General features: G+C 71.1%; 11 protein-coding genes. 6 read left to right on the top strand and 5 right to left on the bottom strand.

Translation table 11 applies throughout. The features are described from left to right. The first annotated feature begins 20 nt into the window (after positions 1–20). The 5 genes from ABZ079_RS09510 to ABZ079_RS09490 are packed head-to-tail and all read left to right on the top strand — an operon-like array spanning position 21 to position 5344. Positions 21–1052, top strand: coding sequence for a phytanoyl-CoA dioxygenase family protein (locus ABZ079_RS09510; protein WP_356938836.1), 1032 nt, complete (start codon positions 21–23; stop codon positions 1050–1052). Beyond that, complete coding sequence (locus ABZ079_RS09505) at positions 1049–2386, top strand: DUF6271 family protein (protein WP_356938835.1); 1338 nt, start codon at positions 1049–1051, stop codon at positions 2384–2386. The genes ABZ079_RS09510 and ABZ079_RS09505 overlap by 4 nt, the downstream gene beginning before the upstream one ends. Then, positions 2383–3615 (top strand): type III PLP-dependent enzyme, encoded by a 1233-nt coding sequence (locus tag ABZ079_RS09500; RefSeq protein ID WP_356938834.1) that lies wholly within the window; start codon positions 2383–2385, stop codon positions 3613–3615. The genes ABZ079_RS09505 and ABZ079_RS09500 overlap by 4 nt, the downstream gene beginning before the upstream one ends. A gap of 8 nt (positions 3616–3623) precedes the next feature. Next, positions 3624–4142 (top strand): GNAT family N-acetyltransferase, encoded by a 519-nt coding sequence (locus ABZ079_RS09495; RefSeq protein ID WP_356938833.1) that lies wholly within the window; start codon positions 3624–3626, stop codon positions 4140–4142. Beyond that, positions 4142–5344, top strand: coding sequence for an MFS transporter (locus tag ABZ079_RS09490; RefSeq protein ID WP_356938832.1), 1203 nt, complete (start codon positions 4142–4144; stop codon positions 5342–5344). The genes ABZ079_RS09495 and ABZ079_RS09490 overlap by 1 nt, the downstream gene beginning before the upstream one ends. On the opposite strand, the gene ABZ079_RS09485 is transcribed toward ABZ079_RS09490, so the two are convergent. From ABZ079_RS09485 to ABZ079_RS09470, 4 genes are all read right to left on the bottom strand, one after another. Further along, complete coding sequence (locus tag ABZ079_RS09485; RefSeq protein WP_356938831.1) at positions 5318–6205, bottom strand: squalene/phytoene synthase family protein; 888 nt, start codon at positions 6203–6205, stop codon at positions 5318–5320. The genes ABZ079_RS09490 and ABZ079_RS09485 overlap by 27 nt on opposite strands. A gap of 102 nt (positions 6206–6307) precedes the next feature. Then, positions 6308–6430 (bottom strand): hypothetical protein, encoded by a 123-nt coding sequence (locus tag ABZ079_RS09480; protein ID WP_356938830.1) that lies wholly within the window; start codon positions 6428–6430, stop codon positions 6308–6310. Positions 6431–6552: 122 nt separating this feature from the next. Continuing rightward, entirely contained in the window at positions 6553–8082 is a 1530-nt protein-coding gene (locus tag ABZ079_RS09475) for a UDP-N-acetylglucosamine 1-carboxyvinyltransferase (protein WP_356938829.1), read from the bottom strand. Positions 8083–8146: 64 nt separating this feature from the next. Further along, a complete protein-coding gene (locus ABZ079_RS09470; RefSeq protein WP_356938828.1) occupies positions 8147–8344 on the bottom strand; it encodes a DUF4236 domain-containing protein in 198 nt (65 codons plus the stop codon). 762 nt (positions 8345–9106) lie between these two features. Here ABZ079_RS09470 and ABZ079_RS09465 point away from each other — a divergent pair. Then, complete coding sequence (locus ABZ079_RS09465; protein WP_356938827.1) at positions 9107–11920, top strand: aconitate hydratase; 2814 nt, start codon at positions 9107–9109, stop codon at positions 11918–11920. Between the two features lie 341 nt (positions 11921–12261). On the opposite strand, the gene ABZ079_RS09460 is transcribed toward ABZ079_RS09465, so the two are convergent. Beyond that, positions 12262–14955, bottom strand: a complete 2694-nt coding sequence (locus ABZ079_RS09460; RefSeq protein ID WP_356938826.1) for a SpoIIE family protein phosphatase — start codon at positions 14953–14955, stop codon at positions 12262–12264. Positions 14956–15228: the final 273 nt, after the last annotated feature.

The raw sequence follows: 15228 nt of genomic DNA, 5'->3' as shown, positions 1-15228 counted from the left end.
CATCACCCCGGAGTGATCGCATGCAGACGTCCGCCCCTCACCTCCACCGAGCGGCAACCGACCGCCCCTACTTCAGCGCCGACGGCGAGACGTACCTCGCCCCGATGCCCCTGCGCGACATCGAGAAGACTCGACCTCTCAGGGTGCTGTCCGAAGAGGACTACGCCTTCTGGCAGACCCACGGCTATGTCGTCGTACGCGAGGCCATCACCCCCGGCGAGGCGAAGGGGCTGCTCGACTTCGCCTGGCAGTTCCAGGGACTCGATCCCGACCGCCCCGAGACCTGGTACGTGGAGCCGGAGTTCCGCTCCGAGCTGGACCGGCACCTCTACATCTACGGCTTCGTCGAGGCGTACCACCACCAGCTCATCTGGGACAGCCGCCAGACCCGGCGGGTCCACGACGCCTTCGTGGACGTCTGGGACTGCGAGGAGCTGTGGGTCACCCTGGACCGGCTGAACCTGAACCCGCCCAACACGCGCACCCGTTCACGCTCCCTGATCGAGCCCACCGAGGAGGGCTTCGACATCGAACTGCACTGGGACGTCGACACCACCCTCGCCGTGCTCCCGCAACGCGTCCAGGGCATCATCGCGCTCACCGACACCCGGCCCGAACTCGGCGGCTTCCAGTGCGTCCCGGAGCTGTTCCGCCGCTTCGAGGAGTGGCGCGTCGTCCAGCAGCCCGGCCGCGACCCGATCCGTCCGGGCACCGACCGCACCGAGTTCCCGGTCGTCCGCCCCGACCTCCAGTCCGGCGACCTGCTGATCTTCAACGGACTGCTCGCGCACGGCGTGGCCCCGAACCTCTCTGACAACGCTGTCCGAGCCGTCCAGTACCTGTCGATGATGCCCGCACTGGAGGAGCACACGGTCCTGCGCGACTCCCGCGTGGACTCCTGGCGCACCCTGGCCACCCCCGACTGGAACGCCACCCTGCTCGGTGACGCGCGCGAGCCGGAAGCCCTCCGCTACGGCCCCGCCGACCTCACCGCCCTCGGCAGAAGACTGCTGGGCCTGGACTCCTGGAAAACGGCCGGGACAGCACGGTGAACCAGGCCGACACCGCGCCCCGCGTCTGCCTCTGCCTGCCCACCAACCGGGCCTGCTCCGCCACCCTCACCGCGATCCACGACGAGGCCGCCTACGCCGCCCGTCGTTTCGGCGCCGACGTCCAGCTGCTGATCCTCGACTCCTCCGACGACCGCACCCGCGCCGAGCACGCACGGGTCGTCGCGGGTCTGCCGACGGTTCCGCGGGTGAGCGTCCACCACCTCGGCGAGGAACCCCAGCGGGACTTCCTGTGCCGGGTCATCCGGGCGGCAGGCCTGCCGGAACCCGACCGGCTGCTGCGTCTCATGCTGCCGCCCGCAGTCTCCTACGGCGCCTGCACCAACCGGGCCTTTCTGCTGGCCGCCGCGCTCGGCTGCCGGTCCGTGCACCGCAGGGACTCCGACAGCACCTACCAACTCCACGCCGGGCGACCGGTGTTCCCCGTCCACCACGAACTGCCGTGGCTGGGCCGGCCCGCCGCCGAGGCAGCGGCCGGCGTCACCCGCACCGACCTCGACGCCACCCGCGCCGACCGCCCGGTGTCACTCGCCGGGGCCTCCTTCATCGGCGAACTCTCGGTCGACATCGGCGAGATACGGCGGCTGGACGAGGGCGTCCACCACGACGTGGTCAGCCTCTGGGCACCGGCCGACTGGCCGCAGGAGCGCAAACGGGACCTGGTCGGGGAGTCCTTCACGGGCGCGGGCACCGCCCCCTTCACCGTCGACCACTCGACGCTCACCCTGGTCGACCCGATGCGCGTCGACATGTGCAACGTCGCCTTCGACCACGCGGTGTACGAGCGGATCCCACTACCGCCCGCCACCGACACCATCGGCAGCGACTACTTCCTCCTCCACCTGATCCACGACGCCGGACTGCCCGGCATCCTGCACAACCGGCACATCGAGAACTTCCACACCCCCGAACGCCGCACCGACACCGGCTTCCCGGCCTACCAGCGGCGGTTCGTGAAGTTCCTGCTGTCGATGCTCTACTTCCACCACGTCTACGCCCGGATGGCGGCCGAGGGCGACCGGCTCCTGGACGAGACGGGACACGTCCGACCCGACGCGATCACCGGCTTCCTGCGCGAGAGCACCCGGCTGGACCGCGCCGAGAACATGTGGCGGCTGGACCGCGTCGACACCGCCTACCGCAAACTGGGCGGCCGGTACTCGGCCTTCGCCGGCCGGCTCGCGGAGGAGCGCGGCCGGTTACTCGACCAGGCCGAGCAGGACATCGCGGACTTCGCCCACCTCGTCGAGGCCTGGCCCGCGCTGGTGCGCACCGCCCGCACGACCGCACTCGGCCCCGGGGACGGACCGGCGTGAAGAACAGCACAGCACCCGACGGGGGAATCAACGCGCTCCTCGCCACCGCACTGAGCGCCGCGCGAAGCGACCGCGTCGTCTACGACCTCACCGGCATCGAAAATCAACACGCCACCCTGCGACGCGAGTTGCCCGGTCTCCAGGTCCGCTTCGCGGTGAAGGCCTGCCCCGTCGACGAGGTCCTGCGCTGCCTCGCGGACCGGGGCGCCGGCTTCGACGCGGCGAGCCCCGCCGAGATCGCCCAGGCCCTCCGCGCGGGTGCCCCGGCGGACCGCATCCACTACGGCAACACCGTCAAGTCCGACCGGGACATCGCCGAGGCCCACCGGCTCGGCATCCGCACCTTCGCCACCGACAGCGTCGAGGACGTCACCGCGATCGGCGCACACGCCCCCGGCGCCCGCGTGTTCTGCCGCCTCGCCACCAGCGGGGAAGGCGCCCTGTGGGGCCTGAACCGCAAGTTCGGCTGCGCACCGGACGACGCCGTCCGCGTGCTGACCACGGCCCGCGCGGCGGGCCTGACCCCGGCGGGCCTGTCCGTGCACGTCGGCTCCCAGCAGATGACCTGCGAGGCCTGGCAACAGGCCGTGGACACCCTCGCCGGGACCCTGACGGCGCTGGCCGGGCGGGGGATCGCACCCGACCACGTCAACCTCGGCGGGGGCCTGCCCGCGATCGGCTACCGGGACCGCCGCGGCAACCTCCTCGAACCACCCCTGGACAAGATCTTCACCGTGCTCGGCGAAGGCATGGACCGCCTGCGCGGCCTCACCACCGCCCCCCTCGCCCTCGTCATGGAACCGGGCCGCCACCTGGTCGCCGACCACGGCGCCGTCCGCGCCCACGTCTCCCGGCTCACCCGGCGCCGGCAGCCGGACGGGACGGACGCCCACTGGCTCTACCTCAGCTGCGGCAAGTTCAACGGCCTCTACGAAATGGACCAGGTGACGCACCGGCTGGTCTTCCCCGGCCACCCCGACGACCGGGACCACGTCCCCGCGATCGTCGCGGGCCCCACCTGCGACAGCGACGACGCCTACGGCGGCGGCCGGCACCCGGTGCGTGTGCCCCGGTCCCTCACCTCAGGCGACCCGGTCTGGGTCCTCTCCGCCGGCGCCTACGCCACCAGCTACATGACCCAGGGGTTCAACGGCATCCGCCCGCTGCCATGTGTCTGCGTACGCGGCACCGGCGAGTCCCCGGCCCCCGGAAGAACGGCACTGAAATGAGACACCCCATGCGCATACGCGGCATAGCCGAGGCCGACTGGCCGCAACTGGCCGCCCTGGAGGCCGAGGCATACGCGGACCTCCCCCTCACGGAGGGCGAGGAGATGCTGCGCTCACGGGCCCGGGCCTCGGCCGGCACCTGCTTCGTCCTCGACCTCGACGGCCGGCTCGCGGGCTATGTCATCGCCCTGCCCTACCCGAGGTTCCACTGCCCCGACCTGGCCCGCCCGGAACAGGTCGTCCACCACTCGGCCAACCTCCACCTGCACGACCTCGTCGTCAGCGCGCACCTGCGCCGCCGGGGCCTCGGCACCCGGCTCGTGCGCCATCTCACCGAGGCGGCCCGCACCCGCGGCTTCGAGACCATCTCGCTGATAGCGGTCGCCGGCAAGGAGCCGTTCTGGCGGGCCAACGGCTACCGGCCCCACCCCGAGGCCGGCCTCCCCCCGGGCTACGGCGGCGACGCGGTCCACATGTCGGCGCGGGTGGCCGCCGCCCGCCCCCACGAAGGACAGCGAGCGGTCTGATGCCCGGCTTCCCCACCCACTCCTTCCAGCGCGCCAAGTGGTCGATCGCGGCGCTGTTCTGCTTCCTCGGCTTCCAGTACGGCACCTGGGTCTCCCGCCTCCCCGCGCTCAAGACCCGGCTGGACCTGGGCGCCGGAGAAGTGGGCCTGCTGCTGATGGCCTGCGGCACCGGCGCGGCGGCCTCCTTCCCGCTCGTCGCCGTCCTGACACGCCGCCTCGGCTCCCGGCGTCTGTCCCTCGCCTCCGCGCTCTGCCTGATCGCCGTACTGGCCGCCCTGTCCGCCGCACCCGACTACCCCCTCGCTCTCCTCGCCGTCTGCGCCGACGGGGTCGCCGTCGGCTGCCTCAACGTAGCCATGAACGCGCAGGGCGCCGCACTGGAGAAGGCGTACGGCCGCACGGCCATGTCCCAACTGCACGCGACCTTCAGCGCCGGCCTGCTCGCCGCGGCCCTGCTGGCCTCCGGCGTGACCACCCTGACCGCGTCCCTCGAGGCCCACTTCACCGTGGCCGGCGGGGTGTTGCTGCTCCTCATGGTCTGCTCCCGCCCGGCCCTGCTGCCGGACGGACGATCCCGGCCCGCGAACACACCCGGGCGACCCAAGCACCTCACCCCGCCCTCCGGTACGACCCTGCTGATGGGCTGTGCCATGACCTTCGGCACGATCACCGAGGGCGCCATGAACGACTGGTCCACGCTCTACCTGAAGGACATCGTCAAGGCGTCCTCGACGGTGGCCCCGCTGGGCATCGCGGTCGTCTCCGTGATGATGCTGCTGGCCCGCGTGTGCGCGGACCGCTGGCGCACCCGCTGGGGCGACGGACGCGTGGTCCGCACCGGCAGCGCCGTGGCCGCCGCCGGCCTGGCCCTCGCGCTGCTCACCGGCGGGGTCGTCCCCACACTCCTCGGCTTCGCCTGCGTCGGACTCGGCACGGCCGCCGTCACCCCGTGCGTGTACGTCGCCGCCGCCGAACGCGGCCCCGACGCCCTGGCCCTGGTCGCCGCGATGGGCACCACAGGCCTCCTGGGCGGCCCCGCCCTCATCGGCTTCGTCGCGAGCACCGCAAGCCTGACCCTGGGCATGGCCACCGTGGCCGCCTCGGCCCTGACCGTCACCCTGACGGCGATCTGGATCCCGTGGGCTCACCGCGCCCCGGCACCGGCCGCCGGGCCTTCAGTACCGGCGCGCGAGGACGCGTAGGGTCTTCAGGCGCGGCGGACTCGCGGAACCGCGCAGCACCCCGGCGCCCCGCGCCAGCACCGCGTCCGCGGTGAGCAGGTCGATTTCGACCAGCGCCCGCACGAGCCGCCGGCCGGGAGCCGGGGTCAACGCCGGCAGTTCCCTGGCGGCCAGCAAGCAGGAGCGGGCGGCGGTGACCTGATGGGCCACCACCTCGTCCAGCGCCCTGCCACCACGGCCGGCCGCCAGGTCCTCCACGCTGAGGGAGAACTGTTCCAGCGTCGCGACCGGAATGCCCACACGGCCCTCCCGCAGGTCCTCGGCCAGGTCGTTGACGAAGTCGAGTCGCTGGCTGCCCTCGATGAACGTCCGGCACGCGACCCGGTACCGCGCATCGTCGCCCTCCGGCGCCAGCAGGCCGGCGACGAGCATGAACGCCGGAAAGGAGTAGGCGTCCAGATAGGTCTGGAAGTCGGCCTCGGTGGGGAAGCCGGCGAAGTGCAGTTCGGCCATGGCGGTCGACAGGTAGGTCTCGACGGTTCCGCGCATCCGCGGATGAGCGGAGACCGTGTGCACGAGCGTACGGATCAGCGGGTCGTCACTCTTCCCTGTGCTCAACGCGTCCCGTACGCGCCGTTCCCAGCACGCCCACGCAGCCTCCCGCTGCCGCAGGGGCCCGGTGTCCAGGATGTCGTCGCCGTGGTGCATCACGGCGGTCGCGGCCATGACGTGCGGCAGCAGGTGCCGGGGCAGCAGCAGCCGTGCCGCCAGGTACGCGGTGCGCCGGGAACGCCGTACCAGCTGCCGCTGGACGTCGTAGTCGCTGCGCAGCCCCGGCTCCGGCACACCCGCCGCATCCAGGCTTTTCGTCCAGCCGCTCATGGACCGATCGTAGAGGCCACCGGCCGACGGCCCCGCACCTCCGTTCTGTTTCACGCCGGTGCCCGGCGGCGAGCGGGCCGCGGTTTCGTCGGGGACGGGTGATCAGAGACTGAGCGCCAGCACGGTCAGCCGCAGCAGTGCGACGAGTGCCAGCGTCACGGGGACGGCGTACCACCGCCTGCGTAGCCACTCGGCCTTGACGAATACCCAGGTCAGCAGCGTCATCACAGAGCAGAAGGCCAAGCCGACGCCGGCCGCGACACCGGACCCGGAGAGGCGCCACGCCCCCTCTCGCCTCGCGTTCCTGCAGGGTCCGAAGGGGTGTGACGGTGCTTTTCCGGAAACTCTCAGATGTCCCGGAAGATCTCGATCTGCGCCCCGATCGAGTTCAGGCGCTCGGCGAGGTCCTCATAACCCCGGTTGATGACGTACACGTTGCGCAGCACCGACGTGCCCTCGGCCGCCATCATCGCCAGCAGGACGACCACGGCGGGGCGCAGGGCCGGCGGGCACATCATCTCGGCGGCGCGCCAGCGGGTCGGGCCCTCGACCAGGACCCGGTGCGGGTCGAGGAGTTGGAGGCGGCCGCCGAGGCGGTTGAGGTCGGTCAGGTAGATCGCGCGGTTGTCGTAGACCCAGTCGTGGATGAGGGTCTGGCCCGAGGCGACCGCCGCGATGGCCGCGAAGAACGGGACGTTGTCGATGTTCAGGCCCGGGAACGGCATCGGGTGGATCTTGTCGATCGGCGCCTCCAGCTTGGAGGGCCGGACCGTGAGGTCCACAAGCCGGGTGCGGCCGTTGTCCGCGAAGTACTCGGGGCTGCGGTCGTGGTCGAGGCCCATCTCCTCCAGGACCGCCAGCTCGATCTCCAGGAACTCGATCGGCACCCGGCGCACCGTCAGCTCGGACTCGGTGACCACGGCGGCGGCCACCAGGCTCATCGCCTCGACCGGGTCCTCGGAGGGGGAGTAGTCGACGTCGACGTCGATGTTCGGCACGCCGTGCACGGTGAGGGTGGTGGTACCGATGCCCTCTACCTTGACGCCGAGCGCCTCCAGGAAGAAACACAGGTCCTGGACCATGTAGTTGGAGGAGGCGTTGCGGATGACCGTCACACCGTCGTGCCGGGCCGCGGCCAGCAGCGCGTTCTCCGTCACGGTGTCGCCGCGCTCGGTCAGGACGATCGGCCGGTCGGGGCGGACCGTGCGGTCCACCCGAGCGTGGTACTGACCCTCGGTGGCCGCGATGTCCAGGCCGAACCGGCGCAGCGCGATCATGTGCGGTTCGATGGTCCGCGTGCCCAGGTCGCAGCCGCCGGCGTACGGCAGCTTGAAGTGGTCCATGCGGTGCAGCAGCGGACCGAGGAACATGATGATCGAGCGGGTCCGCACGGCCGCGTCCGCGTCGATCGCCGCCATCTCCAGCTCGGCGGGCGGCACCAGTTCCAGGTCGACGCCGTCGTTGATCCAGCGGGTGCGCACGCCGATGGAGTTGAGTACCTCCAGAAGGCGGTACACCTCCTCGATCCGCGCCACCCGGCGCAGCACCGTGCGCCCCTTGTTCAGCAACGAGGCGCACAGCAGGGCCACACAGGCGTTCTTGCTGGTCTTCACGTCGATGGCGCCGGACAGCCGACGGCCGCCGACCACGCGCAGATGCATCGGACCCGCATAGCCCAGCGACACGATCTCGCTGTCCAGGGCCTCACCGATTCGGGCGATCATCTCAAGGCTGATGTTCTGGTTGCCGCGCTCGATGCGATTGACCGCGCTCTGGCTGGTACCGAGCGCCTCCGCGAGCTGCGCCTGTGTCCAGCCACGGTGTTGCCGGGCGTCACGGATGAGCTTGCCGATGCGTACGAGGTAGTCGTCTGACATGAGGTTGAGGCTATCTCAGATATGAGATGGCGCTTCTTGGGGGGTCCATTCGGGTGATGGTCCGTCAACGGCTCCTGCTCGTACGGGTCCGACGCCACCCGAAAGGTCCGGGCAAATCCATCGATATCGTACGACGTCCCGTGCTGCTGTGGGTGTGACGCGGCCCGTGCCTGCCGCCGGTGGTGAGGGACCAGGAGTGCTTGTTGATGTTCAACCGCACTCCGGGAAGAATCCGGAGGCTCTTACGGAACGTGAGCGGCATGCGTTTCCCTCCCTGACTGCTCGGGGCCGTTTTTCCGGTCCCTGGGAGTGCGGGTACCCGCTCGTCGTGGCAATGCGACGCGCGGCCGCGCCCGGAGTCGCTCAGGAGTGGTCCCCGGTCTAGGGGTGAGGGCCCCCGTCGCACGCTCACAGGTGGAGCCGTGCCGTCCTCGTCCGGGCTCGCTCCGGCGGCCCGGCGGGCGCAGTGCACCGGGTCCATGCCCGTCGTCGGGGCGATGGCGTCCTCTCGGGTGCCGCCGTGGGTGGTCATGACGCGTCGTAACGCTTCGTCGGGGTCGTCCGAGTCGAGTGCGATCGGACCGAGGGCCGCGTCGGTGCCCGTCGTCGGCGACCTGGATGCGGCAGGCCGGCCCGCCGATGCCCGCGCGGACCCGCAGGGCGGGCCGTTCGGCGGCCAGGGGTGCGGGCGGCTCGGCCTCGACCTTCAGCGACCGCGTCAGCCCCGGCAGGTCCCGCCGTATGTCGACGAGTTCCGCCGATTCCGTCGCCGTGGCGCTCTCCTCGCTCCGCGATTCGCCCGGTTCCTTAGAGATCCGTACGGTATCGGACCGCCTTCCTGAGGGGGGCGGCGAGGTCGGGCATGACCTGCGCGCCCCCATGTACTAGAGTTATCTCGACATCGAGATATCTGCCGAGGAGCACCGCAGCCGCCACTCCCAGGTAAGGGTTACCTAACTTAGCCTGACCTTAGCGGTTGGCTCACATGCCGTGGCGGCAGGATCGTGGTGGTACGCGCACATCAATGAAGGAGACTGTCGTGTCGGCGAACAGCTTCGACGCCCGCAGCACGCTGCAGGTGGGCGACGAGTCGTACGAGATCTTCCGGCTGGACAAGGTGGAGGGCTCGGCCCGCCTGCCGTACAGCCTCAAGGTCCTGCTGGAGAACCTGCTCCGCACGGAGGACGGCGCGAACATCACCGCCGACCATATCCGCGCCCTCGGCAGCTGGGACTCCCAGGCCCAGCCCAGCCAGGAGATCCAGTTCACGCCGGCCCGCGTGATCATGCAGGACTTCACCGGCGTTCCCTGTGTCGTGGACCTCGCGACCATGCGTGAGGCCGTGAAGGAGCTGGGCGGCGACCCGGCGAAGATCAACCCGCTGGCGCCGGCCGAGCTGGTCATCGACCACTCCGTCATCGCCGACAGGTTCGGCACGAACGAGGCCTTCAAGCAGAACGTCGAGCTCGAGTACGGCCGCAACAAGGAGCGCTACCAGTTCCTGCGCTGGGGCCAGACCGCCTTCGACGAGTTCAAGGTCGTCCCGCCCGGCACCGGCATCGTCCACCAGGTGAACATCGAGCACCTGGCCCGTGTCGTGATGGTCCGCGACGGCAAGGCCTACCCGGACACCCTGGTCGGCACCGACTCGCACACCACCATGGTCAACGGCCTCGGCGTCCTCGGCTGGGGCGTCGGCGGCATCGAGGCCGAGGCCGCCATGCTCGGCCAGCCGGTCTCCATGCTCATCCCGCGCGTAGTCGGCTTCAAGCTCACCGGCGAGCTGCCCACCGGCACCACCGCCACGGACCTCGTCCTCACCATCACCGAGATGCTCCGCAAGCACGGTGTGGTCGGCAAGTTCGTGGAGTTCTACGGCGAGGGCGTGGCCGCCACCTCCCTGGCCAACCGCGCCACCATCGGCAACATGTCGCCGGAGTTCGGCTCCACCGCCGCGATCTTCCCGGTCGACGACGAGACGCTGAAGTACCTCAAGCTCACCGGCCGCTCCGAGCAGCAGGTCGCGCTCGTCGAGGCGTACGCCAAGCAGCAGGGCCTCTGGCTCGACCCGAAGGCCGAGCCCGACTTCTCCGAGAAGCTCGAGCTGGACCTGTCCACGGTCGTCCCGTCCATCGCTGGCCCGAAGCGCCCGCAGGACCGCATCGTCCTCGCCGAGGCCGCCCAGCAGTTCGCCAAGGACGTCCTCAACTACGTCGACGCGCCCATCGCGCAGCAGCCCGGCGCCGCCGCCTCCCCGGTCGACGAGGCCAGCGCCGAGTCCTTCCCGGCCTCCGACGCCCCGGCCTACGGCCACCAGGAGAACGGCGCCGGCGCCCCGCAGCACGCCACCGGCACCGGTGCCGCCGTACCGTCCAACCCGGTCCGGGTGACCGCCCCCGACGGCACGAGCTACGAGCTGGACCACGGTGCGGTGACGGTCGCGGCCATCACCTCCTGCACCAACACCTCCAACCCGTACGTCATGGTCGCCGCCGCCCTGGTGGCCAAGAAGGCGGTCGAGAAGGGCCTGACCCGCAAGCCGTGGGTCAAGACCACCCTCGCCCCGGGTTCCAAGGTCGTCACCGACTACTTCGACAAGGCGGGCCTGACCCCGTACCTCGACAAGGTCGGCTTCAACCTGGTCGGCTACGGCTGCACCACCTGCATCGGCAACTCCGGCCCGCTGCCGGAGGAGGTCTCCAAGGCCGTCAACGACAACGACCTCGCGGTCACGTCGGTCCTCTCCGGCAACCGGAACTTCGAGGGCCGCATCAACCCCGACGTCAAGATGAACTACCTGGCCTCCCCGCCGCTGGTCGTCGCGTACGCCATCGCGGGCTCCATGAAGGTGGACATCACCCGCGACGCCCTCGGCACCGACCAGGACGGCAACCCGGTCCACCTGAAGGACATCTGGCCGTCGGAGGCCGAGGTCGACGAGGTCGTCGCCAGCGCCATCGGTGAGGACATGTTCGCCAAGTCCTACCAGGACGTCTTCGCCGGTGACGCCCAGTGGCAGTCCCTCCCGGTCCCGACCGGCAACACCTTCGAGTGGGACCCGCAGTCCACCTACGTCCGCAAGCCCCCGTACTTCGAGGGCATGACCATGGAGACCACCCCGGTCTCCGACATCTCCGGCGCCCGCGTGCTGGCCAAGCTGGGCGACTCGGTCACCACCGACCACATCTCCCCGGCCGGCGCCATCAAGGCCGACACCCCGGCCGGCAAGTACCTCACCGAGCACGGTGTGGAGCGTCGTGACTTCAACAGCTACGGCTCGCGCCGCGGCAACCACGAGGTCATGATCCGCGGTACGTTCGCCAACATCCGCCTGCGCAACCAGATCGCGCCGGGCACCGAGGGCGGCTACACCCGCGACTTCACCCAGGCCGACGGTCCGGTGTCCTTCATCTACGACGCCTCCCAGAACTACCAGGCCGCCGGCATCCCGCTGGTCGTCCTGGCGGGCAAGGAGTACGGCTCCGGTTCGTCCCGTGACTGGGCGGCCAAGGGCACCGCGCTGCTCGGCGTCAAGGCCGTCATCGCCGAGTCGTACGAGCGCATCCACCGCTCGAACCTCATCGGCATGGGCGTCCTGCCGCTGCAGTTCCCGGAGGGCCAGTCGGCGGCGTCCCTCGGCCTGAGCGGTGAGGAGACCTTCTCCATCTCCGGCGTCACCGAGCTGAACGACGGCACCACGCCGCGCACGGTCAAGGTCACCACCGACACCGGTGTCGAGTTCGACGCGGTCGTCCGCATCGACACCCCCGGTGAGGCCGACTACTACCGCAACGGCGGCATCATGCAGTACGTCCTGCGCAGCCTCATCCGCAAGTAGGCGGCAGAGCACGGCAGTGGAGGGCCGCATCCCCGGCGACGGGGGTGCGGCCCTCCGCCGTGCGTGCCCCAGGTCATCACCGCAGCTCAGCCGGACCACAGGCTTCTTCACCCAGCGCGCCCGCGGGGCGGTGTCCCGGGCCGGACCGAGTACCCGGCCGACCTCCCCGCGGCCGGGCCGGCGTCCGCGGCCGAGCCGGCGTCCACCGCCGGAGACCGGCCGCCGGACCGGACGCCCGCCACCTCGTGCCCGGCTCGTCCACCGCCGGAGACCGGCTGCCGGACCGGGCACCCGCCGCTCCCCGCCGGGCCTGCGCCTCTCGGCGGCTCTGCCCGGACCGCTCAGTCCGCGAGGGATGCGGTGAGGTCCGGCACGGCCAGTTCGGCCCAGATCACCTTGCCGTGCGGCGTGTACCGGGTGCCCCAGCGCTCGGCCAGCTGCGAGACCAGGAACAGGCCTCGGCCTCCCTCGTCGGTCGTCGCGGCATACCGCAGATGCGGCGAGGTGCTGCTGCCGTCGGCCACCTCGCAGATCAGCGTGCGGTCGTGGATGAGGCGCACATGGACGGGATCCGAGCCGTAACGGATGGCGTTGGTGATCAGCTCGCTCAGCACGAGTTCCATACCGAAGCCCAGCTCGGACAGGCCCCACTCCTCCAGCTTGTCGGACACGGCGAGGCGCATCCCCGACACGGCCGCGGGGTCGCGCGGCACGTCCCAGTCGGCGACGTTCTCGGCCGGCAGCACCCGGGTGCGCGCGATGAGCAGGGCGACATCGTCCTTGGGGCGTTCGGGCAGCAGCTCGTCCAGCACCGCCCCGCAACTCTCCTCCGGAGTCCGGCCGGGGTGCCCCGCCAGCGCCCGGCGCAGCAACTCCATGCCCACGTCCAGGTCACGCGTGCGGTCCTCGATGAGGCCGTCGGTGTACAGGACGAGCTGGCTGCCCTCGGCCAGCTCCAGCTCGGCCGTCTGGAACGGCATGCCGCCGAGGCCCAGCGGCGGCCCGGCCGGCACGTCGGGGAAGTCGACGCCGCCGTCGGGCGAGACCAGTGCGGGCGCCAGGTGCCCGGCCCGGGCCATGACGCAGCGGCGCGTCACGGGGTCGTAGATCGCGTACAGGCAGGTGGCGCCGACGATCTCCCCGGCCGTCTCCGGGCAGACCTCGTTCTGGTCGATGCGGCCGACCAGCTCGTCCAGATGGCTGAGCAACTCGTCGGGCGGCAGGTCGAGCGTGGAGAAGTTGTGCACCGCGGTCCGCAGCCGGCCCATCGTCGCCGCGGCGTGCAGTCCGTGCCCGACCACGTCGCCGACGGCCAGCGCCACCCGGCTGCCCGGCAGGGGGATCACATCGAACCAGTCGCCGCTCACGCCCGACTGGGCGGGCAGGTAGCGGTAGCCGACGTCGAGGGCGCTCTGCTCCGGCAGGGCCCGCGGCAGCAGGCTGCGCTGAAGGGTGACGGCGAGGGCGTGCTCGCGGGTGTACCGGCGGGCGTTGTCGATGCTGACCGCGGCACGGGCCACCAGCTCCTCCGCCAGGGACAGCTCCTCCTCGTCGAAGGGCTCCCGCTTGGAGCGCCAGAAGTTGGCCATGCCCAGCACGACACCGCGGGCCCGGATCGGGGCGGAGATGAGCGAGTGGATGCCGTACTCCAGGATCTCCCGGGTCCGTTCAGGGTCCTGCGCCTGCCAGCCCTCCGCGGCCGACAGGTCGGTCACCAGCTCGGAGCGGCCGGAGCCGTAACCGCGTGCCTGGGGCGTGGACGGCAGGAAGTCGATCAGCCGGCCCTGTTCGTACAGCGGATGGTCGTCCAGGATGCCGCGCACGGTGACGCGCCGCATGTCGGTCGCGGTGGGAGCCGGCTCCTCACCGTGCAGCACGGCGTCGGCCAGGTCCACGGTGACGAAGTCGGCGAACCGCGGGACGGCGACCTGCGCCAGCTCGTCGGCCGTGCGGACCACGTCGAGGGTGGTGCCGAGGCCCAGGCCCGCGTCGTACAGCAGCTCCAGCCGCTCGCGTGCGACCTCCGCCCGGCCGGACACCGCCTGCAGCTCCGTGGAGTCCCGGAGCGTCACCACGGTGCCCCGGGGGCCTCCCGCGCGGTCCGTGGGCCGCTGGTTGACCGCCAGCAGGCGTCCGCCGGCGAAGTGCACCTCGTCGCTGGCCTCGCGCCCGGAGACGAGCAGCTCCACCGTGGCGGGGTCGAGCCCCGACAGCTCGCGCACATCGCGCCCCTCGGCCTCGGCGGGCAGCTCCAGCAGGCGTCTGGCCTCGTCGTTGGCGAGCAGCAGCCGCCCGTCCTCGCCGACGATGAGCACGCCCTCCCGCACCGAGTGCAGCACCGTGTCGTGGTGCTCGTACATGCGGGTCATCTCGTCCGGAGCCAGGCTGTGGGTCTGCCGCCGCAGCCTCCTGCCCACCAGAGCCGTACCGCCGGTCGACACCACGAGCGCCCCGGCTCCGGCGGCCAGGATGATCGGCAGCTGCCGGTCCACCTGGCTGGTCACGTTCTTCACCTTCAGCCCGGCGGAGACGAGGGCGATCACATGGCCGTGGGCGTCGTCGACGGGGACGGTCGCCTGCACCTCGTTGCCGAGCGGGCCGTGGACGCTCTCCGTGTAGACGTTCCCGGCCAGCGACGGCTCGATCGTGCCCACGAACCGCTTGCCTATCTTGCCCGGGATGGGGTGGGTGTACCGGATGCCCCGGGTGTCCATGACCACGATGAAGTCGACGCCCGCGGACTTGCGTCCCGCCTCGGTGAGCGGCTGGAGCGCCTGGGACGGGTCGGAGGCGCGCAGTGCCTGCACGATGCCGGGGGAGTGCGCGAAGGTCTGCGCCACGGCTATGGAGCGGCGCCTGGCCTCCGTGCTGCTGTCACGTTCCGACTGCAGGACGAGAGCGATGACGGCACAGATCACGAGCAGTACCACCAGCGCCACCTGCAGCAGCAGCACCTGCCCGGCGACGCTGCGCGGACTCCTGCCGACCACGGCACGCCATGCCATACGTCTGAATCGGGCGAATCGGTCCCACATGCGGCATTTGTAGCACCGGTGAATGTCCGTGACTACGCCGGTCCACGAGATGGACGCTTATTTCGGCGCCTCATCTGCCGCAGGAGTGATCCGTCGCCACACGTGTCACTTGCGTCGCATACGTGCGTCGTCCCGGGGGTGGCGCTCCGGCGGACCCGGCGGAGACGCGCGCCGGGTCCGCGAGCCGGGCGGGTGAGGGGGGTGGAGGGCCCGCCCGGGGGAGATGGCCTGAAAGGAAGGTGCGTGGCTTGTGCGTCGCTGAGCGCGCGACAA

The organism is Streptomyces sp. NPDC006314 (genome assembly GCF_040613075.1).
Lineage (GTDB): Bacteria > Actinomycetota > Actinomycetes > Streptomycetales > Streptomycetaceae > Streptomyces.
The sequence above is the reverse complement of the archived record's forward strand: the minus strand, read 5'-3'. Positions and strand labels throughout refer to the sequence as shown.

Bases quoted from the DNA above. Each gene is read 5' to 3' on its own strand.
- ABZ079_RS09475 (WP_356938829.1), bottom strand. From the start codon at position 8,082: ATGTCAGACGACTACCTCGTACGCATCGGCAAGCTCATCCGTGACGCC.
- ABZ079_RS09485 (WP_356938831.1), bottom strand. From the start codon at position 6,205: ATGAGCGGCTGGACGAAAAGCCTGGATGCGGCGGGTGTGCCGGAGCCG.
- ABZ079_RS09480 (WP_356938830.1), bottom strand. From the start codon at position 6,430: ATGACGCTGCTGACCTGGGTATTCGTCAAGGCCGAGTGGCTACGCAGG.
- ABZ079_RS09490 (WP_356938832.1), top strand. From the start codon at position 4,142: ATGCCCGGCTTCCCCACCCACTCCTTCCAGCGCGCCAAGTGGTCGATC.
- ABZ079_RS09460 (WP_356938826.1), bottom strand. From the start codon at position 14,955: ATGTGGGACCGATTCGCCCGATTCAGACGTATGGCATGGCGTGCCGTG.
- ABZ079_RS09465 (WP_356938827.1), top strand. From the start codon at position 9,107: ATGAAGGAGACTGTCGTGTCGGCGAACAGCTTCGACGCCCGCAGCACG.
- ABZ079_RS09495 (WP_356938833.1), top strand. From the start codon at position 3,624: ATGCGCATACGCGGCATAGCCGAGGCCGACTGGCCGCAACTGGCCGCC.
- ABZ079_RS09470 (WP_356938828.1), bottom strand. From the start codon at position 8,344: ATGCCGCTCACGTTCCGTAAGAGCCTCCGGATTCTTCCCGGAGTGCGG.
- ABZ079_RS09510 (WP_356938836.1), top strand. From the start codon at position 21: ATGCAGACGTCCGCCCCTCACCTCCACCGAGCGGCAACCGACCGCCCC.